The 25,364-nt window shown below is 70.1% G+C and carries 8 protein-coding genes and 1 pseudogene; 4 read left to right on the top strand and 5 right to left on the bottom strand.

Annotated features, from left to right (window positions below; genetic code table 11):
* Positions 1-176 precede the first annotated feature (176 nt).
* A complete protein-coding gene (locus tag ACFY3I_RS39940) occupies positions 177-1,583 on the top strand; it encodes a Twin-arginine translocation pathway signal (RefSeq protein ID WP_390865849.1) in 1,407 nt (468 codons plus the stop codon).
* Between the two features lie 53 nt (positions 1,584-1,636).
* Here ACFY3I_RS39940 and ACFY3I_RS39935 read toward each other — a convergent pair whose 3' ends face one another.
* Positions 1,637-1,837 (bottom strand): hypothetical protein, encoded by a 201-nt coding sequence (locus ACFY3I_RS39935; RefSeq protein WP_390865848.1) that lies wholly within the window; start codon positions 1,835-1,837, stop codon positions 1,637-1,639.
* An 890-nt stretch (positions 1,838-2,727) separates the two neighbouring features.
* Between ACFY3I_RS39935 and ACFY3I_RS39930 the strand changes: the two genes are divergently transcribed.
* The gene (locus ACFY3I_RS39930; protein WP_390865847.1) at positions 2,728-3,918 is read left to right on the top strand and encodes a hypothetical protein; all 1,191 of its coding nucleotides are present in this window, start codon (positions 2,728-2,730) and stop codon (positions 3,916-3,918) included.
* 43 nt (positions 3,919-3,961) lie between these two features.
* Here ACFY3I_RS39930 and ACFY3I_RS39925 read toward each other — a convergent pair whose 3' ends face one another.
* Positions 3,962-4,549 (bottom strand): hypothetical protein, encoded by a 588-nt coding sequence (locus tag ACFY3I_RS39925; RefSeq protein ID WP_390865846.1) that lies wholly within the window; start codon positions 4,547-4,549, stop codon positions 3,962-3,964.
* A 378-nt stretch (positions 4,550-4,927) separates the two neighbouring features.
* Between ACFY3I_RS39925 and ACFY3I_RS39920 the strand changes: the two genes are divergently transcribed.
* Both ACFY3I_RS39920 and ACFY3I_RS39915 read left to right on the top strand, forming a co-directional pair.
* Positions 4,928-5,548, top strand: a complete 621-nt coding sequence (locus tag ACFY3I_RS39920) for a hypothetical protein (RefSeq protein ID WP_390865845.1) — start codon at positions 4,928-4,930, stop codon at positions 5,546-5,548.
* Positions 5,541-6,503, top strand: coding sequence for a recombinase family protein (locus ACFY3I_RS39915; RefSeq protein ID WP_390865844.1), 963 nt, complete (start codon positions 5,541-5,543; stop codon positions 6,501-6,503). Before ACFY3I_RS39920 ends, ACFY3I_RS39915 begins: the two co-directional genes overlap by 8 nt.
* Before the next feature lie 64 nt (positions 6,504-6,567).
* On the opposite strand, the gene ACFY3I_RS39910 is transcribed toward ACFY3I_RS39915, so the two are convergent.
* The 3 genes and pseudogenes from ACFY3I_RS39910 to ACFY3I_RS39900 all read right to left on the bottom strand — a co-directional run.
* Positions 6,568-24,513: a DUF6884 domain-containing protein gene (locus ACFY3I_RS39910; RefSeq protein WP_390865843.1), complete on the bottom strand. Its 17,946-nt coding sequence runs from the start codon at positions 24,511-24,513 to the stop codon at positions 6,568-6,570.
* A 72-nt stretch (positions 24,514-24,585) separates the two neighbouring features.
* Positions 24,586-25,188 (bottom strand): DUF4913 domain-containing protein, encoded by a 603-nt coding sequence (locus ACFY3I_RS39905; RefSeq protein WP_390865842.1) that lies wholly within the window; start codon positions 25,186-25,188, stop codon positions 24,586-24,588.
* Positions 25,178-25,364, bottom strand: a pseudogene (locus tag ACFY3I_RS39900) (hypothetical protein); the annotation flags it as partial. The gene ACFY3I_RS39905 and the pseudogene ACFY3I_RS39900, both read right to left, overlap by 11 nt.

Here is a 25,364-nt window from a genome sequence, read left to right as displayed (position 1 = left end):
CCGGGTCTCCGGCCGCTCCATCACCTTCGCCCGGCCGGTGACGTGCCGTCATTGCCGTGCCGGGGGAGGGACATTGCGGGTTGCCCGCAATGCCGTTCACCGTCCGCAGAGCGACGGAACGACTACCGTGGGCGGGCGCCCGCCTGTGTCGTCCGCGCCTGCCTTCGGGGGATCGCATGGCCACCGTCACCCGTGCTCGACGAGCCGAGATCCAGCGTGCGGCGCAGCGGCTGCGGATGCGCTGCCAGCGCGAGCACCACACCGTCGAGAGGACGGTCACCGAGATCCGGACGGCGCTGCCGGAGGTCACCGCTCTGGAGGCCTGGCGGCTGGCCCTTGGCTGGTCACGGGCCCAGACCCTCACGCAGGTTGCCGCGCTCTACCGGGCGCAGGGCCTACAGGCACGCGGCCTGACGGAGGCGATGCTGTGCCGCTGGGAGCACGATCCCGGCGAGTGGCCCGACGGCGAGTACGCCGTGATGCTGTGCCGGGCCTACGGCGCACGCCCCGGGCAACTCGGCCTGGACCGGCGCACGTCCGGACCGGGCCCGGTCCGCTACGGTCTAGATCACAGCGCCGACGCCGGGCGCAGCCCGCACGAACAGGAGCCGAGGATGACCACGGACGCGGGACTGCCAGCGGTCCGCGAGAGCCTGCACCTCGCGCTCCTCGCCAGCCCCGAGGGCGGTCCCCTGGTCGTCGACCTGGCCGAAGCGGCCGTAGAACACTACGCACTCGGCTATAGCAAGCACCCGCCGCACATCTTGTTCGAGCAGGTCCGCGATGTCCGCAAGCTCCTGACGCCCGCCCTCAAGGGCGGCCCGGACACCGACGGCGTCCGACGGCAGGTCGGCTGGCTCTCCGCCCTGATGGGCAACCTCGCGTTTCACTTGGACGACATGAGCGGGGCCCGCGTCCACCTCGACACGGCCGCCGCGTACGGGGCACGCCTGGGCGAGCGACGGCTGGAAGCCTGGGCATGGGGAGCACAGAGCATGGTCGCCCGGAGCGCGGGCCGCCTCGACGCAGCCGTCAGCCACGCGGAACGCGGTGTCGCGGCCGCACCCACCGGCCGGGTCCGAGCCCAACTCCACGCCTGGGCCTTGCTGCCCGCCCTCGCGGCCGCCGGCCGGGGCGACGACGCAGACCGGGCGCTCGCCACGGCAATGACCGAACTCGAAGCGGCCGCAGATCCCGAGACTCCGGGCCGGTTCGGCTTCGATGCCGCCGAACTCGCCCTCCACCAGGCGGAGGCCTACCTGGCCCTCGCCCGGGCGCCCGCCGCGCGAGCCCGCGCGGAAGCCTCCCTGGCCGACTGCGTCCCCGGAACACCCGGCTGGGCGGCGGCCTCCCTCGTCCTCGCGCAAGCCGAAGCCCTCGACACTCCTCAAGACGCGATCCAGCGGGCCCACGACGTCCTCGACCGGGTTCCCGCCGCCCGACTTCGCTCCACCGCACGAACTCGGCTGACCCGACTAACCAGTCAGCTCACCGAGGGCAACGCACGCGCTGCCGGAGGCCTGGCAGATCGCCTCCGCACGCTGACGCCCCCCGTCGACGCCCATGGCCGCGCCGCCGGCTGATCCGGTGGCGCCGCGCGGCCCTACGGCGGCAAGGGGGAGCCCTCTGCCCCTCGCTAGACCCGAGTGCTCTTGAAGCGCACGGTGTTGCCCCATCGCTCCTGCTGCGGAGCGAAGCAGTACGAGCACAGCGGCAAACCGCCCGAGCCGTACCTATGCGTCTTGCGGCCGCATCCCGAGCACGGACCCACCTGACTGCCCGCGCAGGCCATCACGCTCGGATCGGCATCGGCCACCGGGGGCACCTTCGTGGTCATGCATCTCCCTTCCTTCACGGTGCACGCGGGCACCTCGAACGAAGAATAGAACGATCCCGGTCCGAACTGGATGCCCGTCCGACCCCATACCGTGACGATATGTCCCCCCGCGTTAAGCGACGGGCAGGTGACGTACGCCCCCGCCCCAAGGCGGCAAGGGCCAGTGGCCCCGGCGGCGGGCAGCATCGGCCGGACACGCACACCGCCGGGGCTCCCATCCAGTCTCCCCCACTGTGCAGGTCAAGGGAGACACCCGCGATCTCGCAAGACGGTGCGGTCCGCCCAGCGGCAACAGCGACGGCATCCGCACAGCCGCTTCGCGTTCGGCGGGGGCCGGAACGGGAGGGGTGTCACGAGGCACGTCGCGGAGCGGCGTTCCTCGAGGTACCCCTCCCCCGCGAGCTACGGCCGCAGCAAGGGGGTCTCCCCCAGAGCCGAGCACCCACGCGGGATGTCGGCTCCCGGACCGACCTTGTGCACGCCCCTCTCATCGACCACAACGACGGGCGGGCACGCCGGGCAGGAGTAGAGGCCGAGACTGCCCAGCCACCTCCAGCCCTCATCCCACAAGGGCGCGAACTGGCAGGGCGCTGGCCGAACAATCGTCGTCTTGCACGTCTTGCACTTCAACACGGCGTCATCCTGGGCGACGACACCCTCAGTGTGGGCACTCACACCCCGAGGCTATCCGGCCGCTGCCTCCGCACTCTCCGAGAACCTTGCCGGATCGCCCCCGCCATCGGAGGACCGGCAAGGCACGGAACAGCGCCCATAGATTCCGGTGTAGGTCTAGCAGTGTCAGTGCTCAGCGCTACCGTGCTGGGATGTCACGTCCCCAACCCGCAGAACTATGGGCCGAACTGAACCCTCGCCAGCAGATCTATCTCACGGTGATCTATGACGCGGACCAGGACGCGGAGGCGACCCAGAAGGGCGGCGCATTCGACTGGGGCCACGGCCCACCAGCCAGCGAATGGCGCTGGCAGACGTTCAGCATCAAAGCCTCAAAAGACCTCGTCGGCCGTACACGAATTCAGTACGCACTCGAACGACAAGACGAGCATGACCAGGGCGCCGGATCATCCCTCGCCGCGCTCCGCCGCCGCGGCCTGATCGAGGTGATGGAGGACTTCGTGCACACCATCCTCGGCATGGTGCCCCGCGTCAGGGTGAAGCTGACCACGATCGGACGCGCCACCGCTCGCGCGGGCCTCGGCCATACCGCCCCGAAGACCGCCCCGCGCGGAATGCTCTCCGAGTGGCTGTGGTCCAACCTCGTCCGCCTGTACCGGGCCGGGCCTCACGGACTGCCCGACTACGCGCCCCGGGGCACCCCGTACGAGGACCGGGCGCCCTCCCACAAGGCCCTGTTTTTCCTGCAGCAGATGGACCGCAAGGGCGGCCGCCTCGTCGAGACCAAGCGGGTCGAGACCGGAGCTGAGCCGTTCGAAAGCCATCTCAACCCGGGACTCCTCATCACCCCGACGGAGAACAGGGTCAGGCTGACGGACGCCGGCCGGACGCACTACGAACAGCACGTCCGCTGCTACGCCGAACTGTGGCCCGACATCGACGCTCCAGTGCCCGACGAACTGCCAGTAGACGCGCATACCAGCCTTGATGACCACAAGGTTCGAAAGCCCCGCGGCCTCCTCGCCCGACCGGCCTTCCTGCTCCTGGTCGCCATCGTCGACGCCCACATCGCCCGGCGCCTCTGGGTCCGAAAGCAGTGGATCGACACGCACCCTGGTAGTACGCCCCCGGAAGAGCTGACCGCGCTGCCCTACGGGATCACGAACCCCGCCCAGGTCACCCAGATCACCCGCAGCACCACGGCGCCCACGAAGCTGCTCCAGTACCGCGGGGGTGCGCTCGCGGCGTACACCGAGGTCCCCCACTGGTTCCGGCCCTACCGGAGCTTCCACGAGACGGATCCCTACCCGGACGGCCTGAGAATCCTGCACGTCACCGATGCGGGCCGGGCGCACTACGCCAACAACATCGCGGCATACAGGGCCACATACGAGGACGTGGCCGCTCCTGCCGCACCCGCGGATTGGGGGACGGTCTCAATGCAGTAGGGCAACTCCCGTGCGGGCGGGACCGCCTTCGTGGGGCGGAGCGTCAGGACGTCGGCGGGGCAGCCTTCGCGTAGGCAGCTTCGACGTCCGCTCCGGTCCCGGCGAACTGGTACTTCTCCCAGGCGCTTTGGCGGGTGACGCCGAGCGCGTCGGCGACCTTCTGCCAGGACAGCGACAGGTGCCGGGCGTGGGCGACGGTGACCACCCGCAACGGTTCGATCTTCTGCTCCAGCTCACACAGCGCGGTCAGGGCGGCGAGCGGCCGCTCCTGGGTCAGCGCGTACAGCCGACTCATCAGGTCGTCCAGCTCGTCGGCGACGTCCACCGGATACATCGCCGCGGTGACCGTAGCGATGTGCTGCTCCCAGTCGGCCTTCACCGCGACTGCGGTGACCGATGGATCCGCGTCGAGCTGGCGGGCCGGACCGTGCCAAACACACTGGCACTCGGCGCGCATCATGGTCGGCCCGTCGGCGTGAAGCGGGAAGGTGACCAAACCGGTCTCACCCCAGGAGTCCCACTCCTGCCAGGCGTGACCGTTCCAGATTCTTCCGTCCGGCGCCCCGCTCTGGTCCAGGGCGCGGGCCAGACCCTCGTGCTCACGGCGTCCGTCGCGGCCGTCATCCCACATGGCTTCCTCCTGCATCGGCAACGTGAGTTGTCAGGCTAGCCTGACACTTGATCGCCCGTCAGGCACCCCTGACAATTCACGGCAAGATCAGGTCTCGCGACCGCTCGTTGCGTCGACACAACGATGCAGGCCGCCCCGTGAGGCGGTCGTTGCGTCGACACAACAGGGGGGAAAGCCGCGTTCCGATGTGCAGGGGGGGCGGAAACGGTCGGATTCGCCCCCCTGAACCGATCCAATGCGGCAAGTCGACCAAAAGAGTGAAAACCGGTCCTCCATCCAATGGATTCCAAACACTCATTGCGCCCCCCTATTTCGCCCCCTTAGGGTGGCGAACGGACGCCGACGCCAGTCCGGCGAGGCCGACCCGAGGGGATCACCATGACGGAATGGGCACCGACCGACCTTGTCCGCGTCGACGAGGACGGCGACCGCTCCGGCGCCAGTGACGGCCACAGCCGCTACGGCGTCTACCTCAGCCAGCGCCTGGACGAGTTCCACGACTACGACAGCACCGACTCACCCCTGACGACCGAGAACTTCGCCGCGGCTGCCTGGCGCGTGGCCACACCGCCCGTACTGATCGACTACGTGGTGTTCCGCCCCGACGTCCAGTCGATCGAGGCTGTCTGGAACGAGAACGAGGACGGCGACGGCTCCCTCGCCTTCAAGGTCTCGGTACCGCTCCGGTTCGATGACCTGAACGTCAATCACCGGCCCAGCTACCCGTGGCAGGACTGGACGACCCGGTACGACATCTCGACCCGCGACGACAAGTACAGCCGCGTGTGGGAACCCGTCCTCAAGCCCGGCAGCCCGGCCGTGCTCACCGTCGCCAACCTGCTGATCCCAGCGGCCGACTGGGACCTCCCCCTCCCCCGGCACACCCGGGGACGCGGCCTCACCGACGACGCACAGCAAGTCGTCCGCGAGGTCGTGCAGCAGATCAACCACCACGCAGGCCCGATGGTCGCGCGCCTGCTCGGTGAAGGCCGTGGCTGACCGCCTGTACCTGCGGCACTCCACGGACAAGCAGACCGACGCCCGGCAGCGGCACTCCCTCGCGGCGCTGCTCGCCGCCGGCGCCCCGGTCTACGAGGATCCAGCGACCTCCAGCCGCATCCTGTCCATCGACCGCCCCGGGTTTCAGAGGCTGCTCGACGAGGCCGCCGTCGGCGACACCATTCGGATCGCCGACGCGGCCCGGCTGTTCCGGTCCGTGGCCGACGTCCTGGCTCTTCGCCCCGTGCTCGCCCGGCGGGGCCTGCACCTGCGGGTCGAGTCCGGGCTGCTCTCCGGGATCGACCTCGCGGCCACCGACTCGGGGACCACGATGGTCGTCAACGTTCTCGCGAGCGTCTTGCAGTTCCAGCGCGAGCTGATCGCGGAGAACACGGTGGAAGGCGTCGCCGCCGCCAGGGCCGCCGGGAAGACGATCGGCCGGCCCACCGCACTCAGCGAGGACCAGGCGGCCAAGGTCGTCGCCGCGTACAAGAAGGGCGCCGCAGTGAAGGCGCTCGCACGGCAGTACGGCACGTCGCCCAAGACGATCAGGCGTGTCCTCGACGACGCCGGGGTCCGCGAGGTTCCCGAGGACCTGTCCGCGCTGCTTGACGACCAAGGCCAGGACGGCGTCACCGACGACGAGACTGCAGCCGCCGATCCGGTCGTGGTGATCGACGTGCCGGGCCTGGTCGCCGAGCAACTCCGCGTCGTTGACGACGACTCGATCCGTATCGCGCTCGCCGCTGGGCAGACCGTCCGCCGGGGCCAGGGCTACTCGCTGCGGGTGGCCGCACCGCTCGGTGTGCACCAGGCGGCTCTGGCAGCGTGCGCCGCGCTCGCCGCCGACGGGGCGTCACCGGCCGGACGGAAGGCCTACCGGGTGTACGCCGATCGCGTCGAAGCCGCCCCAGCAGCACGGGGGATGACCGCTGGGACGGCCATGTCAGCGTAGGCGCTGACCGGCAGCATCAGGGCCCGGATCGCCGACGTCGGCGGTCCGGGCCCTCGTCTGTGGCCTACCGCTGCGTCGGCCTGGCCGCATCCTGCTGCGGGTCAGCACCGCTGCGGCGCAGGTGTCCCGCCTGCTCCGTGGGGCCGCCCGGCTTCTTCTTCCCGGAGCCGAGGCCCATCGCTGCGGCGAGCGTGGTCGACTTGCCCCGCGCGGCCGCAGCGGAGACGCGTGTGCCCCGCCCGTCCCTGGCGCCGGGCATCGGCCGGGACAGTGCCTCCCCAAGTTGATTCATCGCCGGGATGTCCACCGTGGCGGATGCAGGCTCCCGCGCCGCCGGCGGGGGCGGCCCGTTTCGCCTCCCGCCGGGAGTTCGGTAGGCGGTGGCAGTATCGGCGACGTTCCGCAGCGCTTCGACGCCTGGAGCGTCGGCCCCCTCGCCTCGGCGGCGGAGCCAGTCGGCCCCGGCCTGGGCCCACCCGGCCACCTTCTCGCAAGCCTTGATTGAGACCTTGCGGAAGAACTCGCCGACGCGGTTGTCCTCCATCAGCCGGTCGAACTGCTCCCCGGCCCGCTCCTTAATGACGCTGACCAGGTGGCCGAACGCGCCGCGCAACGTCTGGATCTTCTGCCACTCCGGGAAGTCCTGGAGCGCGGCGGCGTGTGTATCGGCTTGCTGGAGGGCGACGTTGACGGCGGCGGCCTGCTGAGGAAGTGACGCGGTCACCGTCGCTTCCTCTGGCTCCCCGATGGTGGTGTCTGCCGGGCCTTCGATCGCGGGTGGCGCTGCTGGCGGGACCGTGGATGCGGCCTCAGCGAGGGACCGTTGCATCGCGTCGAGGTCGGCGTTGAGGTCGGCAAGCAGGTCCTTCACTGTGCCGCGCTCCGGCGGCACGTGCTCCTGCCAGGCCTCCAGGACCGGTTCGAACGCGGCGCGGACGTCTATCGGTTCCCTCGGGGCCTCCACCGCCGCGGTGTCGGCGTGTGCAGTCTCGGAGCCAGTCCACAGGGGCAGGTCGCCGGGTTGCACTGATGGCGCCGCCTGGTCGTCGGCCTGCTGGAGGGCGTCTTCGAGTGCCTGACGGATGGCGTTGACGGCGTGGTCGGGAGTTGGGCCGTCATCCTCGTCGGGTGCGGCTTCCTCCGCTGCCTCTTCGGCCGGGGCCTGCGGGGTGGTCGCTGCGTCCCCTACCTCGGCGACCGCGTCCTTGTCCTCTGTTGGTGCCTCCGACGTTCCTGCGGACGTCTGGAGGGCGGCGGTTTCGGGATTCAGCAGCACGTCAGCGGGCGCGTCCACCTCGACGTCGGCGCCCTCGGGCGCCGAGGCTTCAGCGTCCGGGGACTCCGTCACGTCGTGCCATGTCACCTCCGGCATGTCCTGCGACGTCAGTGCTTCGGTCGTCGGGTTCTCGGTGGGGCGGCCGGTGTCTGCTGCCGGGGTGGGCTCGACCGGCTGCTGGGGCGCATCCTGCGCCGGCGGGGAGACGGCCGGGGCAGCTTCGGCGGCCGCACGTTCAGCGGCGGCCCTTTCTGCACGGGCCTGGTTCCCGGTGATCTCCAGCCGCTCTTCCAGTCGGCGGACGTCAACGAGGAGTTGGGCGAGCGGGTAGCCGAGGAGCTGTCGTTCAGTGTTGTCGAAGTCGTACGGGAGGCTCTCGCGCCAGCCTTCGGCTGCCTGCCAGACGTCGGACAGGGCGTGGGCCATCTGCGGCGCCGTGTAGGCGTTCGAGGTGGCCTGGGCCATGGTGTTCAACCGCGTAAGCATCTCGACGGCGTGGGGGTTGCTCGTGCTGTACCCGTCTGCGACCAACTCGGCGAAGCTGACGAGTGACCGCCCATGCCGCGCGGCGGCTTCGCTCAACTCGGAGCGCAGAACGTCCGCGAGTGCGTTGGGGCTGTCTCCTACGGCCGCGACAGGTGGCTCTCCGTAGGGGTGACCGATGACGGCGGAGTACTGGACCGCGATCTGTTCGGCGGCGTCGAAGACCGTGGCCAGCGGTGCGGTGGCGTCGTGAGGAAGGGCGTAGTCCCTGTTCCTCCCGATCCACCACCTGTCGTCATTCTGTTGCAGGTCCGCGACGGGGCCGCCCCGGAACCACACTTCACCCGAGTCGGCTTCCTGTCCATCGAAGCCCGACAGACGTAGTTCGAAGTCCGGGTCGAGAGGGAACGGACGGGAGTCGGTCCAGCGCTGGGGCTCCGGCGGATCTTCCACCGTCACCGCATCTGCCTCGGCGGCTTCCGGTTCCGACACGGGGGGCGTGGTCATCGCTGTGTCCTCCATTTCGGGGGCGCCATAGGGCGCGGAGTTCGGGGTGTCGGTGCCGTCGGGCTCTTCACCCTCGTCGTCCTGGCCGACGGGGAGTTCGTCCGTCGCTGCCGCAGGTTGATGGGCGTCCGGCAGGACGTTCTCTGGGACTGCCACGTCGTCGGCCAGCGGCTGCGGCACCTCTTGGGGGCCGGGTGCCTGCTCGTCGTTCGCGTCACTGTCCGTCTCGGCGTCCGCCGGGGTCGGTTCGATCGGCGGTGCGGCGGGCTCCTGTGCGCCCTCCGGGTCCGGCGTGTGAACCTCCGCTGGTCCGGGGGCCGTCGTGGAGGACGGTGCGCTGGCTTCCTCAGGCTCCGTCCTCGGATCGTCCTCTGTGGCATCGTCCGAGTCGGAGTCCGTCGTGATCGGCGTCTCCCCTCCCGACTCTGCTGCATCGGTGTCGTCGGCCGGTTCGCCAAGACCCGGCTCGGTGCTGCTCTCCTCGGGCTTCGGCTCGCTGTCGACGTCCGCGGACACCTGTTCGTCGGGGCCCGGCTCGGCGGCCGCGCTCTCCAGGTCGACGGCGGCCTGCTCTCCGGAGTTCGCGGCGAGGGCGGCCAGCTCTGCCTCGAAGGCCTCCACCGTCGCCTGCGAGCGAGAGGCCAGGAGGGCGGCGGCCTCCCGCACCTCTCGCAGCGGCCCCCGCAGGTCCTCGGCGGCCACGGCCTCCAGGGCGCCGCTCCAGACCGCCACCGTGTGGACCTGGCGCACCATGTCTTCCGGCGTGCCTGCCGGGTTGTCGCTCAGGAACTGCGCGGTGTCCTGGTAGGCCGCCGCGAGTTGAGCCACGGGGTTGGTCGGCTCGTCGCTGCCGTCGGGACGCTGCTGCCGGTCGGCGTCGTAGTAGCGCTGGACCGTGGGCAACGCGTCCCATCGCGCGAACGCCTTGCCCAGCCGGTCGATGTCTGTCTTTGCTTCCTCGTCGGTGCCGTACGGCTCGGCGGCATCGAGCTGCGGCAGGTCCACGTCCAGGAGCACCGCGTCCAGCTCCGGCAGTTCAGCGACGGCCGGTGCCTGTGCGATTTCGGTCTGCGCGGCGTCGTCCGGCGTCGGCGTCACCACGGCTGCGACAGGCTGCGGAGCCGCATCCGCTGTCGCCGCCTCCAGGTGGCGGGCCTGGTGGTGCGCCAGAGCCAGTGCCTCACCGGCGGGGGAACGGTCGACGTAGGCGTATCCGGTGACATCGGCGCGTTCGGTCCAGGTGCACACGCACCAGGCCTCGACCCACTCCTGGGTCGGCCCGCCAAGGGTGACGACCGTCGCGTGTGGCACCTCCTCGGCAACCGCCGTGGCGTGGAGGCGAAGCCGTTCGAGCATCGGCTCCCATGCGGACATGTAGCCGTCGACGGCCTTGCAGGATGCGACCAGGGACCCCGCCTGGTCCTCGATTACGAGCGGAGCCAGATCACCGGAAGCGGTGCGGCCTTCCCACTCATAGCGGACCGTGTACGGGGCGCCTGTCTTGGCGGTGATCGTCCACGAACCGTCAGGGTTGTACTCGATCGCCTCCGACTCCCCGACGTCCGGCAGGAGCCACTCTCCGCTGTCGTAGTGCATGCGGCGGGCGACGGTGAACCCGGCGGTCACGTCCCCGCCGGCGTTGGCCGCATGCTCAGCGACGGCCGCCAGGGCCGCGCTCTCGCCCTTGCCGATACCGATGCCGATCACGTCCCACTGACCCGACGGCTCTACGCCGTGCCAGTACGCGCGCCACATGATCCCCCGCGCGCCCGGGCCCTGGCAGTCGTGGGAGATGTTGTACGTGCCGACGGTCAGCCCAGGGCCGGTGACGGTGAACTCGTACGAGGACGGCTCCCCGTTGTGGACCCGCGGGCTGACGGTCAGCGCGCTGATGTCGACGGCGACGGCCTCGGTCGCCTGCTCGGCAGACTCCGGCGCCGCGCCGCTGCCCTCCCATCCCGATCCTGCGAGTTCGAGGATCGCAACGGCCGTGCGGTCGGCTTCGTCCGCTTCTTCCTTGTCGGTCACGCCGCGCCGGGCGACCAGCCCAGGCCTGTCCTGGCGGGCTGCGAGCGCCTCCTTCGCCGCCCGCTTCTGCGCCTTCGCGTCCCCGCCCGCAACCCTCGCCTCCGCTCGCGCCTCACGCATGGCGCGGTCATCACCCGCTTCGCACGCTTCGGCGATGATCTGAGCCGTAAGTGCCTGCGTGGGCCACGGGGCGGTCTCTCCGGCTTCCAGTGCGGCCGACAGCATCTGCCCGGTGACCTCGGCGATTCGGTCGGGCCACTGGTTCCAGTGCAGGTCGCTGACCTTCGGATCCCCCTTGGCAAGGTCCTCAGCGAGGCTGAGTACGTCGCGGGTACCGATCTGCTGGTCCTCGTCGCGCAGGAGCCGGTGAGACAGGCACCGGGCGCACACGGTGTAGCAGCCAAGCTCGCTGCCCTGGTCATCGACGACGGAGACCGTGTACCGGCTGCCCGAGCGCTTCGCGCTGCACTTGCCCACGTACGGGGCCGACGCATCGCAGTACGCGTCCGGTGTGTCGGCCATGTCGTCCGTGAGCTGGGCCAAGACGCGTAGCCGCGTGTTCGGGATGTCGTCCTGGGCTGAGTTCCAGATCTTCCATTCGGAGACGTACTGCCTCTTGTCCGGGCCCTTCCGGGACCACTCCTCGCCGGTGCGGCCCTCCGCGCCGTCCGGGTCGGTCAGGTGTTCCCAGCCCCACCGGCACGACGCGATCAGGCCGATGCGGCCGAACCGGTGGACCAGGTACACCCCTTCTTCGAGCTGGAGGCGGTCCGTGGTCGTCTCGAACTCGGGGGCCTGCGCCGTCAGGTGCCCGTACCGGGCCCACAGGGAAGCGAACCGGCTGCGGGTCGCCGAGTCCTCACGGATCCGCGCCAGCACGGTGGCAAGGGGCCGGTCCTCCACGTTCGCGCCCCACCAGTAGGAGGCGTCAGCATCGTGACCGGCATCCCACTGGTCCGCACCCGCGAGGGAGTGCGTCACAGGGCGGAGCCGGAACGTGTGCCCGGCCGCCGTTGTCAGGATCCAGCCCGCTGCCGGTTCGCGCCCGTCGGTGAACGATGCGGGGGCGATCGTCTCGCCCTCGATGAGCGCCGCCTGAAGCTGCGCCCCAAGGTCCCCGCTGTCCGGTGCCGTCTCCGGCTCCGTCGGGCCCACTGACGGGTCCTGCTCCGGGTCGCCGAACAGGCCGAGTTGTTCGGTCTCGCCCGTGCCATGGGAGGCCACGTCTTCCCCTTCCCTGGTGTGTTGGGTCGGCTGGTCCTGTGCGCCCTGTTCGTCAGGGGTGTGCGGGGTGGACACGTCGGCGGCGCTCGGGTTCGCCGCCGGCGCGGCGGCCGCCCGCTGGATCAGGTGGGCCACGTCCGCGTGCAGCCGCTGGGCCTGAACGTCCAGGTGCTGGCGCAGTCGGTGGAGCGGCTCGCCGACATAGTGGATGAGCATGTCGTCGTCGGTGGCGGCGAATAGCGCGGCCGCGGCAGCGTCGGCGGCCTCCATCGCCGCGGCGTTGGCCCGGTAGGCGTCCACGCCCTTCGCGGCCGCGTCGATCGCGCCGATCGCTGCACTCAGTGCCTGGATCTCGCTCTGGGGGCCGGTGTCGCCGTTCGGCCAGACACGCGAGGCGACCTCCGTGACGGCAGTGTGCAGCTCGTACGTCTGCCGGGTCTCTACCGCGACCCGGTGGTCGCTGCCGTGGTGGCCGAACACCGCGGCGACGTCCTGCGGTCGTCGCCGCTCACGGGGCACGATCTGGACCTCGTCCGTGAAGTCCAGGGCGAAGCCGTTTGCGGCGCCTGTGGCCACGTCGCGGGTGGAGAACCCCGTGACGCTGCCCCTGCGGTTGCTGCCGTACCGCAGTTCGGTGACGGACTCGCCTCGCGCCCCGCCCTCTGCGATGAGGTCCCCCAGGCGGACCTGCGCCACGGTGCGGGGCTCGGGCCGAAGGTCGTCACGGTGTTCGGCCGGGAGGAGCTGCACCTTCGCGGGCAGGTTCCTGAGGTAGAGGCGGTCCGGAGCGGCCACCTCCTTTCCGGTCTGGTCGACGATCACGGCATCGAGGAGCGTGGCGTTCTGCCGGTAGTCGCGGTACCCGGGGAAGACGGTGCCGGTGACGGTGGCCGTTTCCGGCCGGGGCAGGCCCCAGGCCTCTCCGTCCCACTCGATGCTCAGTCCGCTCACGACTGCCGTGATCCGGTTGCCGCCTTGGAGCGCCTCGCGATCGACCTCGTGCGGCTCGTCCGGCGCAGCCGCCGTCATCTGCTCGGCGGTCTCCTCTGTGGGTGACTCGGGGACGGTGTCGTTTTCGGCCGGCTGCTGGGGAGCCACGCGAAGCGTCCAGAGCTGCACGGCTTCGGCGAGGGCGTGCAGATCTGCTTTCTCCACGCCGTAGGACGATTCGACGTGGTCAATGCACTGGGGATCGCCGTTGTCGACGCGGTAGAGGCTGTTCGTGGCGTTGTTGTCCTCCTGCAGACTGCAGGCGCCGCACACGCCGTCCGCGGCCAGGGTGAGTTCGTGGTCGCGGCCACGCCCTCGAAGGGGCTTGTCGAAGTTCTCGCGTGCGTCTCTGGCCAGCCGCACGCAGGCGTCGACGGCTTCGCCTCTGGTCTCCATCGGCCGCAGGGCACGACGGACTTCGCCGTCGACCACGACGCACGGCTGGAAGGTCTCAGTGCCCGTGTCGTCGTTGCGGTTCACGATCACTGAGAAGGGGATGCCGTCGGCGGTGACAGGGATCGCCACCTCACCGAGTTCGGTGTCGGCCCGGGCCTTGCCTACGGTCACCGGGATCGATTCTCGGACGGGGGCCCAAATGCCGCCGGGAATGTAATCGGCGTACGAGGTGATGGGCCGGGCGGGAATGGAGTCCACCCCCGCCAGGTCCTCCAACGGCATCTGCTCCCCGAGCCCTTCTGCGGGCTGCACGTCCACGGCGGCGCCGTTGATGGAGTAGTGGTAGCCGGACTTCTTCTTCCCGCTCCGGGTCAGCACGTGGTACTCACCCGTGTGGCCGCTGCGGTCGGTGCTGACGTACCAGGTGTCGTGGGCGGCACCAGGCGACATCACCTGCCCGGTCACCTGCAGGCCGCTCTGTTCGTCCCGCCAGGTCAGTGACGAGCCGACAGTGAACGACTGGGGGGCGAACCCGCGCGACTGCGTCCCCTTGATCAGGCGCGGAGCGGCGTACGGCCGGAAAGGCTCCAGCCCGTTGACGCCGGAGAAGGAACGGCGCCACTCGGTGAGCTGTTCGGTTCGCTCCTCCGGAGTCTGGGCCGCCTGCACGTCCTTCGCCTCGACGACGGCGGCAAACTCGGCACGTCGCCGCTGATAGCCCTCCACGGCCGCCTGGTGGAATCCAGCGTCCTCTGGGACGACCGGCAGAGTGAACGTCAGGCGTCCGTCCGCACTGACCAGGCGCTCCCGCCCGGCACCGCGTGAAGCCGACGAGCCCGGCCGCGCGGCCGCCTCTTCAAGCTGTGCCTCTGCCTCAGTAGGCTGCCCCGAGGCGACGGAGGCGGCCTCCTCTCCTGTCTCCGCCGGACTGGGGGTGGGCGATGCCTCCTGGGACGGTTCTGCCGGGCCGGGCATCTGGCCGTGTGTCGCATGCGTGACGCCTGCCTCGGCCAAGGCATCGAGCAGTGCGCGGACAGCCTCGCGCTGCTCGTCCTCGGACTGGCCGGTCCGTGGGCGCCACACCCCCTCCGGGACGGTGTCGGGATCCCACCGGAAGCGCTGCGCTCGCAGCACCTCCCCCGCCTTGCGCCGGCGGAGGGTGTTGTAGACGGCGTACCCCGTCTCCGGGTGGTGGGCCACGACGACTTGGCCGGTGGGGACGGCTGCGGCAAGGCGCCACTCGGGGGTGTCGGGCAGGGAGAGCCGGGAGTCGGGGTCGGCCAGGATGCTCGCCAGGTCGATCCCGAACGGCTCCTTGCGTCCTTGCCGTACGTCGGCTGCCCCGATGGCGAGGTCTGTCAGGTGCCGGTGCAGGGTGTGCCGGTCCTCGCTGACGTCCCGCATCGTGACCGCTCGCCCCTGCTGGGAGATGCCTCCGGCCCGGTCCGCGCGGCGCCCGATGTCGTCCATCAGGCGGTCGAAGGGGGTGTCGGAACCGGGATCGGCGGCGGCTTCACCGGAGAGGTAGGCGGCTGCATCGGCGCCGCTGAGCCCGACTACCGCGAGGAGAGGCTCGTAGTGCCGCAGCACCGCCGCGGCGTTGAGGTCCTCAACACCAACCGTGGGCCCGGGCTGGCCGTCGGCTCCCGACGCCCCTTCGCCCGTAGGCACCTGGAACAGGACCTCTTCCTGCTCGACCGGGGCGCTGCTGGCCTCCTCCTCGGGCGGGGTCTCGGACGGGACTTCCGGAGACGGAGCTGGAACACGGGCAGGTTGGGGAAGGCCGAACGTCTCGAACAGGTCAGCCGTGCCCATCCCGTCCCCGCCGGATCCGGGGTTCTGGTCGTCCACGCCACCAGTCGGGTGTTCGGTGGACTCCGGCGCGGGCCCTCCGGACACCTCGGAGGTCGTCTCGTCCGTGAGGGCGGGCTTTTCGGTGCGGGGTTGCGCAGGCTCCTTGGGGGGCGTAGCACCCGTTTGGGGGCCTCCGATGTGTCCGATCACCACACGGTCCCCGAAGCCGTCGATCAGCTCCTGCAGCGGGCTGCCGGTCCCTGGGCTCTCGGTGGTCTCCTCCTGAGGCCGCTCCTCCGGGGGCTGGGGAGTCACCGTGGCGGAAGGATCGGCGGCAAGCCTGGCCAGGTACTGGAGGTGGTAACCCATCCCGCCCAGTCCCGCCAGCGGGGTTGAGGCCTCCGGCCACACCAGAAGTGCGGCGTCGGTGTATGTCTCCCCGGCAAGGATGACGACCTCCTGCGCGCCGTCGACACCCAGCTCTTGAGCCTGCTCGCGCAGCTTCTCGACGGCGACGGATCCCAGTTGACCCATGCGGAGGTCGTACGGCTCGATCTCCTGCTCCAAGGGCACGAGGCCGTACAGGGCGGACAGGATGAGGACGGTCCCCCCGTCCGCGGTGAGAGCGTCCGCCGCCGCCCGGCAACTCCGGTGGTAAGAGCCCACGTACAGCTCACCGGCGGGTGCCGCGTGGTCCAGTTTCGAGGACCCGCACGGAATGATCACCAAAGGGCCGGGGCGCTGTTCGGCGGTCCGGCCGGCATAAGCCAGGTGCTCGGCAAGGCTCCAAAAGCACCAGTCGGGAGTCTGTGGCACTGGCTGCCCGGCGTCGCGGGCTGCTTTGAAGCGTCGGACATCCTCCCTCATGTTCAGGTGGGTTCCAGCGTCGATGCGCATGTGCTCCAGCGGGGTGCGGACGTCTTGGTGCCACTTGTAAGGGCGCCACCGGACGTTTGTGGTGCCCACACTCACGATCTCGCCGCCGTGGGGGTACCGGGTCCGTGCCCCCGGCCTGAACCCAGGCAAGAACTCCACATGCATGCCGGGCTCGACCACGCCCGGCCCGGCAACGAGGCCGGGGACCTGGTTGTACAGTTCCTCGTCCGAAGCCGAGAAGCTGTCGGCTGGCGCTGCAGGAACGCCGGGGGGCCGCGGTGCAGCGGGCGGGGTGACGACGCCCGTGTCGGTCGCCTCGGTCTGCCCCTCCGGCACCGGTGTCGGCTGCTCCTCGGCCGGATTCGTTTCGTCGGAACGTGCCGAACTGGCGGTCGTGACGTCGGCGGCCGCTGGGTCGGGCGCTGCCGGTGTGCTGGCGGCCTCGTCGGCTCGTTCGAGGGAAGGTCCGGCCGCTTCGCGCGGCGCCGCGGTCACGAAACCGTCCATCGACTCCATCAGAGCGCCCGCGACTTCCGGGACATCGAGTTCCGCGAGACGGTCGGTAACCCTGCCGTCCGGGTCACCGTGGACTGTGATGTGGGCGCGCAGGATCGCGGCTTCGCTTTCCCTCGCATCGGCGGAGAGGGAGGCCGGGTCGCGCGGCCGCAGGTCATCGAGATCGAGCAGGGCTTCCCCTGCTTCGGATGACTCCTCCGGCGGTGGGGTGGCGTTGAAGGTGTCCAACTGCTGTTGAAGCTCATCGCGCCGGGCGAGGGCCTTGGCGCGCTGCTCGGCAGCAGTTGCCGACTCATCCTTGGCGGGCTCGCCTGCCTTGTTCACAGCGATCTGCGCGACGACCAGCGCATCGATGAGGCTCAGGCGCTCCCGGACCCGTGCGAGGCCGGGCACCTGGCCGCGCAGTTGCTCGCCTTGCACGAGCAGCTTGTGGCGGCTCTCCTGCTTGGCCCTGCGGTTCCCCTGGTCCTCGATCTGCCGCTCTGGGGCGTCCGTGATGGTCTTGGTCAGGCGCCGCAGGAGTGTCTCGCCCTTGAGGATGGCCAGTTCGGCCGAGTCGAAGCGGCTGAGGGAGCCGGGGAGGCCGTCCAGGTGGACACGGAGGAAGGGCTCCCCCCGGTCGTCGCGGAAGGCCACCGCGACGAGGTCGCGGCCGCCGAGCTGTCCCAGGGTCGTCTCCGGGTTGAAGGCTCGCCTCTCCGGCAGGTCCCGCAGGACCCCTGCCAGAGCATCGGTGAGAGGTGCGGCCGCGTCCTTGTGCTTGGTGTATTCGAGGCCGCTCAGGGTGATGCGGAAGTCGTCCCCGAGGACCGGGCGCAGGGACGGCAGGACGGCGCCTCGCCGGTTGATGTCGCGGGCCAGGGAGCTGATCTCCTTGTTGAGCCGCTCGACCCTCTGGTGGACGATGGCCCGTTGGGTGGCCCGGTTGTTCTGATCCAGGGTGAGGGTACGCACCTGCTTGCGCAGTTCCTCCTGTGCGATCAGATACACGTTGCCGGAGATGATCGCCATGGCTTCCTCGTAAGGAACGAGGGCCTCGTCGACTTCCTGGATCTCGTCCGTACCGGCGTCGAGCCGGGCCTTGTAAAGCTGGTCGAAACCCTTGGCCTTCGTGGCGAGGATGCCGTACATCCGTGAGTCGAAGGTCTTCTCCGTGGCCACCCAGACGATCTTGACGTTCTTGTTCTGGTTGCCCTTCCGACGTGCCCGGCCGTCCTTCTGCTTCATGTCGGCGGGCCGGTAGTCCGGGTCCGCGTGGTAGAGGGCGGTGCAGCGGTTCTGCGCGTTCAGGCCCTTGCCCATGCGCTGGGTGGAACCGATCAGGACGTTGCAGCCACCGTGGTTGGCGCGTGCGACCAGCTTGCGGCGCTGGTCGGCGCGCGACGCATCGTGGATGAAGTCGATCTTGTCGGCGGGTACGTCTCGCGCGATCAGGAGGTCCTTGAACTCCTGGTAGGCGTTGAAGTGGCCGCGGTTGTTGGCGCCCGGCGTGCCGTGGTTGAGGAACACCATCTGCAAGGCGCCGGCTACGGGGTGCGGGCGGAGGTCCTCGGTGCTGTAGGTGTAGCGGTTGTTCTTCGTCTCGTGGTACTCGGCGGCGACCCGGTCGGCGAGCACGCGGAGCTTGTTGCCGGGCTCGGCCTCCGCGTCGATCAACCGGGGGTCCAGGGCGATGACCCGGGCGTCGTTGTTGATGCTCAGCGGGTTGTCGATGCTCTTGTCGACGCCTCCCTTGTGGAAGGCCTCGTACCGCTCGCCGAGTTCGTGCATCCGCTGTTCCTGGTCAGCGGTGGGGGGCACCAGCATCAGCTCCGGCTGGCCGCCCGCGAGACTCGGCAGCACCAGGCCGAGGTCCTCTTCGTCCTTGTAGTCGACGGCGGGCAGCCAGAGCTGACGCAGCAGCGAGTTGACGCTGTGGAAGGACGCGAACCGCTCGACGGACTTGAAGCCCTTCCCGTCGACGGTCATCTCCAAGCGCTCGACCAGACGCCCGTACATGCTGGCGAAGGCGTCGAACTCCTCGATGCCCAGGGCCCGCAGCAGTTCCGGGTAGGCCTGCAGCAGGAGGGAGTGCAGTTCGCCGATGGCGTTCGAGAGCGGCGTGCCGGTGGCCAGGCAGCCCATGGGCCCCTTGGGCTTGTTCATGCGGGCCCACTCCAGCACCGCGTGCAGGTGCTGGGCCTTGGCGGATCCGGAGACGCGGGCGCCGGGGATCTTCGAGCGGACGGCGAGGTTCTTGTACTCGTGCGCCTCGTCGATCGCGAAAAAGTCCACGCCGAGGTCGTCGATGTAGACCTGGCCGGGCACGCGGTAGGCGGCCGCCTTGGCCTTGAGTTCCTCTTCGTACTGCTGGCGCCGCTCCTGGAGCTGCTTGAGGCTGATCGACTTACCCTCGCGGCGCCGCTCGTGGAGGATCTGCGCGTCGAGTTTCTGCAGTTCGGTGTTGTTGTAGAACTCGTAGAAATCCGGGCTCAGCGGGAGCGAGTCGAACAGCGAGTGCGACACGATGATCATGTCGAAGCTGTTGGCGCGGACGTACTGGAGCATCCGGTCACGCTTGCCGTCGGCAAGGTCGGCGCTGGTCAGCGTGAGGATCCGGGCGGTCGGGTAGAGGCGTCGGACCTCTCCTTCCCACTGCTCGACCAGGTAGTTCGGCACCGCCACCATGGGCTTGTCGATCTGGCCGCTGTTCCTCATGGCCATCATGCCGATGGCCAGCGCGCCCGTCTTGCCGGCGCCGACGACGTGGGACAGGACCAGGCAGCGCTCATGCGCCATCCGGGCCGCGGCCGCCAACTGGTGGTCGTACGGGTCGAAGTCGGGATCGAGTCCGGCGAGGGAGGGCCGCGAGCCGGTGAAGTCGCGGACCACCCGGTTGTTCATCTGGCGGTTGTAGACGTCTGCGGTCCGGGCGGCGCGAACGGAGTCGTCCAGGACCCACGTCTGGAACGCGTCGCGCCACTCCTCGGCCTTGACCCGCACGGCGCGGGCGGCTTCCTCGTCGTCCGACGGGCGGCCGGTCATGGCGCCGCCGTTGAGGACCCGGTTGAGCAGGGCAAGCGGGGCGAGTCCGCCCGCCGTGTGCTTGACCTCGTCCTCTTCGCTCAGGCCGCGGCCTTTGAGGATGTGCCAGTTGCCGTTGCCGGAGTGCTGGATCGTCAGGTGCGCGTCTCCGAGGTACGACCGGAAGAACTCCTGCACCAGGTCGTCGGGGATCCAGGCGGCGCCCAGGCTGACGGCGAACTGGCCGGGCAGCATCTCGCGCGGCAGGACGCGTTCGAGTTCGGCGACGTTGACCTGGAAGGAGGGGTCGCGCCGGGCGGCCTGCCGGGCGATCTGCAGCTTGGTGCGTACGTCGCCGGATAGGTAGTCGGCGCTGTAGTGGAGTTCGGGCGTGAGCGGGTCGTTGAACACGGAGCGGCCCAGGCGCCGGCGGGCCTCGTCCTCGTCGACCTGGAGCATCCAGGCGATGTGGGGAAGGTCGACGCGGCCGCGTTCGGCGACCACGGTGTCCAGCGCTAGCTGCGGGTCGTCGGTGTGCTGCCCCAAGAGGCTGCTGCGGGCGGCGGGTGCGTGATCGAGGACCTCCGAGACGTGAACCGTCTCGGTGCCCGCCTCCCACATCTCCAGCGCGAGGACCTCGTAGGCCTGCGGGTCGTTGAGGAAGTACCCCCAGCCGGTCAGCCCGGTGACGTCGCCGGCGTCTGTCGTGGTCGTGACGTGCTGCTGCTGCCGTGGGCGGGACAGCGGCCCGTGGGCGGCGACGTACCGCTCGTAGGTCTGCTTGGTCAGGCGCCGGTGGTCGTCGGCAAGGGCCCGGTCCGAGCCGGAGCGGTCCAGCTCATTGAGGCCGCGTACCAGGTCCTTGAGTTCGATCAGCGCGGCCAGCTGGGCGTGCTGATCGGCGGGCAGGTCGACGGCGGTCTGTTCGCCGTCGCTGGAGGCCTGCCACAGCTTGCCGTCCGCGTCTGCGGACAGGCGGCCGGTGAAGTCCTGGAGGTCGGCCGCGGGCTTCAACCGGAGGTGCGGGCGGTGCGGTCCTTCGGGGTGCGGGGTGTACGAGCGCCGTGCGAGAACGGCCCTGTCGGTGATCTGCCGCAGCGCGGTGCGCAGTGCGATGGAGACGTCGGGGTCGCCGTCGACGGCGACCTCGGGTCCCCGCGCCCCCATGCGCGTCGTCAGAGTGCCGAGTACGTGCTCGGGGTGGGCGAGGAAGTAGCTGTTGACCGGCAGGGTGTGCTCGCCGATCTCGTGCTGGACGGACCTCACCCAGTCCGAGTCCTGGTATCCCTCCGTGCCCGGGTCGAAGGTCCCCTCTCCCTCGATGCGGCGGCGCAGGATCAGGATGTCGGTGACGACGTCGGTGCCCGCCGAACGGGCGAAGGCCTTGTTCGGCAGCCGCACTGCCCCCAGCAGGTCGGCATCGCCGAGGAGGTCCTGGCGTGCGGCTGCCAGAAGGGCGTCCAGGGTGTGCCGGGAGGTGATCAGGGCGACGATGCCGCCGGGACGGGTCAACGCGACGCTCTTGACCAGGAAGTGATTGTGGATGCGGTAACGGCCCTTGTTGTGCTTCGGGTCGAACAGCGCGACGCGGGCGAAGGGCACGTTTCCCACCGTGGCGTCGAACGCTCCGTCGGGGGCGACGGTGTCGGCGAACGACTCGTTCAGCACGCTCACGCCGGGGGCCAGCAGGCGCGAGATGGCGGCGCTGGTCGGGTCGATCTCGACGCCGGTCAGCCGGGCCGTGTCGGGGGCGGTGCCGAAGGTGACGCCTGCGCCGGAGCCGGGCTCCAGGACGTCTCCGCCGTCGAACCCGAGATCAGTCAGGGCCTCCCACAGGGCGGCTGTGATCTCGGGCGGGGTGTAGTGGGCGCTGAGGGTGGAGGCGGCGGCCGCGCTCCACTCGTCATCGTTGAGGAGCGTGCGCAGGGGGTCGCGGACGTCCGCGAGGGCTTCCCAGCGTGCTGCGGCGGCCGCGTAGCCGCCGTCCCGCTCGCCGCCCGGCCCGAACGCGGGGTCGTCCTCGCGGGGCCGGGCCGCGAAGATCTCGGGGACCGATCCCCAGCCGGACCAGCGGGCAAGTATCTGCTGTTCGGCGGCCGTCGCCGGCCGGGGCGCTTCTTCCCGTACACGCTTGAGGACGCGGACGGCTTCGAGGTTGGCTGCGGCCTTGGCCCGCTCGCCGGCCGGAGCCAGGTCGTCCTGGGAGGTGGGGCGGAAGGTTAGCGGGGCAGCTCCGCGTCCCGGCTCTCCTCCTCCGGCGGCAGGAACACGATCTCCCTCAGCGCCTGTTCCCGGGCCATCTGCTGGGCTGCTTTCAACTTGCCCGCCCGCCGCTGGGGGTCCGTCTCCAGCATCGGTTCGCCCATCTTCTCCTGGGTCAGCTCCGCGATCCGCTGCTGTACGTCCCTCTCCAGGTCCTGGAAGAACGCCTCCGGGTCCTCCATCTGTCCCAGCTCCTGGGGCCGGAAGGTCTCCCAGTGCCGACGGGCCGTCCTCGCGTAGTCGCTCACCGTCTGTGTCTCCGTCCTGAGATGTACCAGTGTTCGTATTATCCGCCGTCAGGGGTTCCAGGCGGTGTGTCCCGAGCAGCGACACGAGGTCGTCCAGCGTGGCCAGGATCTTCGGGCGGACCGACTTGGCCTTCGCCCGTACCTTGCGGTCGTCGGAGTCCAGCTCTTCGTCGATCAATGCGAGCAGGCGACGCCCCATCTGCTCCAGAGCGGGAAGGGTGCGCTCGGGCAGATCGAGGAGGTGCATCATCCGCTTGTTGCCGTACGCGTCGAACGTCTGGGAGCGAGAGGAGTCGGCGATCTCCTCGATCAGGTACTTCTCCTCCGCCCCGGAGGGCGAGAGGCCGTTGTACTGGTGGGCGGTGAGCTGCTCGGCGAACGCCGGGAGCAGCTCGACGTCGGCGTAGGGACCCCAGGTGCGGGTGTCGCGGGTCTCCGGGTCCTTCTCGTACTGCTCGATCAGCCAGCGCAGGGCATCGGTGCGCCACACCTCGTCGTGGGTGATCTCCACTCCGCGCCACAGCCGCGCCCGCCACCCCGGGTAGAAGTCGGTGAAGGAGCCGTACCACCGGTTGTCGATCTTGACTCTGGTGTTGCTGTCACTGGTGTAGGAGGAGGTCTCCAGGCGGATGCGGCCGTCCGTCTCCAGCAGGGTGGTGAAGGCCTTCTCGTCCCGCTTCTTGATCTCTTCCTGGAGCGCCTTCCGGCGTGCATCGATCGCCTTCTCCACGCGCTCCTTCGCCGGGGGCGAGCCCGCGAATTCGGCCTCGGACAGCCGCGTCCCGCGGACGGCTTCCAGGGCCTCGGAGAGTTCGATGTCGTCGTACCCGTCGACGGGAGGCTGCTCTCCCCACACTTGGAGGCGGCGGTCGGCGAGTTCTTTGCCGACCGCTGATACCCGGCTGTCCATGGCGTCCCGCGCCTCCCGGGGCGGCGCGTGCCGGTCCTTGGCGAGTTGGACGCCCTCGGCCTTGAGGTCCTCGTCCTTCATCTGGTTGACCGGCGTGCGGGCTTCCAGCTCGACGGCCGTGCGTCGTCCGTGTTCGGCTCGCAGCAGTTCGAGCCGTTCCCGGCGGGCCGCCCCGAGGGGGGTGTCGTCCGCGTACGCATGCGTGTACATGCGGGTGCGCAGGGCCGGTTGCAGCTCCTCTCGCTCTGCCTCCATCTCGGCGTCGCCCATCCCCGCCGGGTCGGGCCGGTCCGCCAACTGCACAACCTGGCGTTCGTCGTGCTCCGCCTTCAGCAGGGCGACTTGCTTGTCGATCTGCGCGTGCCGCGGGCTTCCGTACGCGGCGCTGCGGCGCTCCTCGTCCAGCCGGGCCAGTTCGGCGGTGAGTTGCTCGGTCGTCAGGTCCTGCGGAGTGAGCGGCGGGGCCTGCGGCGCCGGCGCGACCGGGGCGGCGGACGGGGGCGGTGCGGCGGGCGCGAGGACACCGCGCAGCCGGTCCTCATCCGCGCGGATCTCCACCATGCGCCCCTGTTCGTACAGGGCCCGGGCGAGCCGGTCGACGCTCTGGGCTCGGGAGATGTTCCGGGTGGTGCCTGCGGTGACGTAGGCCTTCGCGTAGCCGCTCCAGGTGAAGCCTGCAGAGCGCAGCAGGGCTTTCATGGCGGGCCAGTCGTCGGCGTACTTGTCGGTGCCGTGCACGATGGGCCGGTGGTCGCGGTAGTAGATCCAGACGTCGTCCCGGGCTTCGGGCTCCATCTGGGCGATGCGGTGCTGCCACACGGCGTTGCTGACGAAGTCGCTGACGCGCTGTCCGGCGATGTGCCGGCCGTCGCGCATCTCGCCGATCGTCGCGCTCTTCTTCGTCTTCACGTCGAACTTGCGGTCGCCGCGCGCAATCAGCAGCCCGTCTGGGTCGAAGACCGAGACGGAGTCCGCGTCGTGGTCGTACCGGTACGTCTGCCCGTCGTCGGTCTCCCAGGACGTCGGGTCGGCGGACACGGTGCCCACCCAGCGGCTCCCGGGGTCCGTGCCGCGGACCTGGTCGAGCATGCCGCGGCCGTACGGCGAGCGGAGCCGGTCGACCAGGCCCTCGCTCGTCCAGTCGAACGGCTCCTGCGTCGCCGCGTCCCGCCACTGGTCCAGGGCCTGCGCTAGCTCCCGGGCCCTGTCACCGTTGTCCGAGGGCCTGACGTCCTCCAGCTCCAGCGTGAGGACGGGTTGCGCGGTTTCGGCGTGGAAGACGCCCCACCGGTACCGGTTCGCGTCGGGGTAGTGGATCCGGGCCACGACCAGCGCTTCGCCGACCAGCTCGGCGTCGCTGGCCTGTTCACCGCGGCGGCGGACGTTGTGTCGGCGGCTGGCTGCCTCGTCCTTCGTCTCAGCGATCCGGAAGCGGTCGCCTTCCTCAAGGCGCCAGTAGCTCAGTACGTCTTCCGGCGTCGCGAACCGTTCCCCCATGTGCTCTCTCCCCGTGCCGTACGTGATCGAAGTCGGGCCGGGCATGCCCGGCGTTCAGCGAGCTGCGGGCGTTCAGGCGCCGTCCTGGCGCCATGCGCTGGGCACGAGCACCGGCATCCGGTGCACGACTCCGTGCTCGCGTTTGGTGCACCCTGCGAAGGGGCCGATGGGCCCGCGCAGCTCGCGCATGCACGGGTCCAGGTGGTCTCGGTGCCACACGCTGGGTCCGGTGTAGCCGCAGCTCACCGGGTCGGTGCACTCCTGCCAGGCAAGCCACAGGGCGTGCAGCCGGGCCACAGCGGGCGTGTGCTCGAACCACAGGTGGCACCAGCGGGCGTCGGCAGACGGCTCCGCGAGGTATCCGGGTACGAGGACGCCTTCCACCCACTCGGTGAGGGCGCGCAGTTCGTCGTCGTAGGCGGGCGAGTCCAACAGCAGGATCAGCGGCGGGTACTGCCACTCCTGGTCGCCCTCGTCGGCCGCTTCGACGGCGTCCTCGCCGGCCGTCTCCTCGACCTCGGCGGAGGCCTCGCCCGGTTTCTGGCCCTCGACCTTGGTCAGCGCCTCGACCTGGGCCGTCAGCCGGGCCACGGCGGCCTTGAGGTCCTCGACGTCCTCGAACATCGTGACCGGCACGTCCAGCGGCGGACCCGGGTCGCCGTGTTCATCCGTCACTGCGGGCGGCCTTCCGATCCTCGTAGGCGGCCACGGCCCGCTTGGTGATGGCCTTCTCCTCGGCCAGCTTCTGCGGGCCGATGTGGGTCATCTCCTTCTCGGTGTACCAGGGGCGCAGATCGATCTGCGCGACCGGCATTCCGGTGGCCAGCAGCAGCGCGGTGCCCTTCTTCATG

Source organism: Streptomyces sp. NPDC001068 (assembly GCF_042897315.1).
Taxonomy (GTDB): domain Bacteria; phylum Actinomycetota; class Actinomycetes; order Streptomycetales; family Streptomycetaceae; genus Streptomyces.
Note: the sequence above shows the minus strand (reverse complement) of the source record. Positions and strands in the feature narration are given on the sequence as shown.